Origin of the sequence: Luteimonas salinilitoris (assembly GCF_041300785.1) — a bacterium.
GTDB lineage: Bacteria > Pseudomonadota > Gammaproteobacteria > Xanthomonadales > Xanthomonadaceae > Luteimonas > Luteimonas salinilitoris.
The window spans coordinates 1-2,149 of record NZ_JBFWIB010000044.1; the positions used below are offsets into that span (position 1 = coordinate 1).

Consider the following 2,149-nt stretch of genomic DNA (forward strand, 5'->3'; position numbering starts at 1 on the left):
CCCGCTCGCCAGTCGGGCACGGCGGAGAACTGCGGGTCAGAAAGAATCTGTTGTCCAAGTAGGGAGAACGGTCTCTGATCCCGTTCTTTAGCGGGCGCGGCATGGCGAGCGCGCTGGGAGTCGGTCCTGCCAGCCGTACAGATCTCGAGCACCCCCGCTTCATCAGTGCGGCGGCGTCCTGAGGATCAGAAAGATCCCAGTGTCCTGGTAAGAACGGTCTCTGACCCCGTTCTTGTGGGGATACCTCGGACTCTGACCCGGGTTTTTCGCGTTCTTGTTTCGGTCAGCGTTCGATCGCCCCGATATCGACGGCGGCACCCTTCTTGCGCCGGAAGCCGGCCCCGCGCTGGTCGTACTTGAGGTTCAGCGGATTGCTGCCGCTTTCGAGCGCCGGGCTGTTCGCAAGCGGCATGTGCGTACGCGTCGGCCCGCCGTTGTCGGCCAGTACTGCCAGCCGCGGATCGGCGAAAATGGTGTCGGGAGGTAGCTGCAATGACGAATAGCCGATGATGTTGTCGCTTCCGGTCACTTGGGCTCCTATGACGCCGCCGAGGTCATCGACGGCGCCGGCGGTGCAGGTGTTGCCGGAAACGATGGAGCTCACCAGGTCCAACTGCTGGGAGACATGGAGAATATTGAAGCACACCCTTGTGTCCTGGTTGGACGCGATCGTGCTGTTGAAGATGCGGGCATCGGGCGCAAGCTCACCGGCACTGTAGATTCCCGCGGAGTTGCCGGACACCGTGCTGTCGACGAACACTGCTGTTGTCGCGTTCGACGCATCGAAGCCGCCGAAATCCGTTGAATGGTTGGCCGATACGGTCGACTTGTCGAGCCGGAACGTGCAGTCCTGCCGATCGAAACAGGCAAATGAAATGTAGACCCCGCCTCCCCGCTGATCGGCGCGATTGTCATGGATCGTCGAAAGCCCTGCGGAGACGGACTCCCCAACGATGCCGCCGCCGGCATAGTCCGCATAGTTGCCATAGACCTGGCTTCTGTGCAGTACGACTTCGCGGGCGCTCACGCCACCTCCGTAACCGCTACCAAAGGCAGTGGCGCTGCTTGCATACGCCTTGCTGTAGGACAGCATCACCTTGTTGTCGGCCGCGATGGCGCCGCCGTCGGCCGAAGGGGCGTCTCCTCCGGTCGCCTGCACCTGGCAATGGTGGATCCAGGAACCGATCGCCTCGACGGAGCCGTACGAGCTGACACAGCCGCCTGATTCCTCCGGTGTGTCGCGTACGATCTTTCCGTTTGCCACCGAAATCCGGCGCAGGCGCAGGACGCCCGTACCGGCGTGCAGGAAGACGCGGTCCGTGCCGCCGCCGTCGATGGTGAGCGCCCAAGGGTTGCGCCCGGACAGCGCCAGATCGTTCTGCGAAACATCGATCGCGCCGCTGGTGAGCAGGATTCGATTGCATCCGAGCGAAGCTAAATCGATGGTGTCGCCACTGAGCGCGTTGGCGACCACACTTCGCAAGCTGCCGGGACCGCTGTCGTTGCAGTTGGTTACGGTGCGGATCGCGGCGGCCACCGGAGCCGTGGGCGCGAGCGCCAATAAGGTCAGTGCGCTGCACGAGAGTGCGAGAGCCCACGACGAGTGAAGCGGGACACGGGACATGCGGTCTTCTCCAGGCGTCCATAGCGGACATTGAGTGGTTCCCCTGTGCGGCGGACGCTCTCACCGAATCCGTTCGTATCGTGTGAAGCGGAACGCATGCGCGAAGTCGCCTACCTACCTGCTGCAAGCAAGCACCTGTTTCGCGCATTCAGATGTGTCACACAACTGCCATCTGCTGCAGCGCCGCACAAGAGAAGTGCAAGAGAATGGTCGGCCATCGGCGGCTTGCGTCACCAATGGGGACCCGTGTCTTTGATTAGCGTTCCGGTCCCTATGCAGAATCCGAGAGCAAGAAAGGGGACGAGCAAGAAAGGGGGCGGAGGGACGATAAGGACGATAAGGGGGGACGATAAGGGGCCAGGGCAAATTTCCCGAAGTCGATTGATATTTGCCCTGGCCCCTTATCGACACCGGCCTTCGGGCGGCCGCTGCCAGCAAACGCCTGCTCTCCCTTCTGCTCAGCGTCCTGTGCCCATTTGTAGAGCCGATTGCGCGGAATGCCCAACTCACGCGCGACCACCGCCG

At 62.4% G+C, this 2,149-nt stretch carries 1 protein-coding gene; it reads right to left on the reverse strand.

Going from position 1 to position 2,149, the window contains the following annotated elements:
- Positions 1-283 precede the first annotated feature (283 nt).
- A complete protein-coding gene (locus AB5T46_RS20295; RefSeq protein WP_370565925.1) occupies positions 284-1,624 on the reverse strand; it encodes a choice-of-anchor Q domain-containing protein in 1,341 nt (446 codons plus the stop codon).
- Between the last annotated feature and the right edge of the window lie 525 nt (positions 1,625-2,149).

What these genes read in the sequence shown, in the direction of transcription:
- AB5T46_RS20295 (WP_370565925.1), bottom strand. Translation starts at nt 1,624, where the DNA reads ATGTCCCGTGTCCCGCTTCACTCGTCGTGGGCTCTCGCACTCTCGTGC.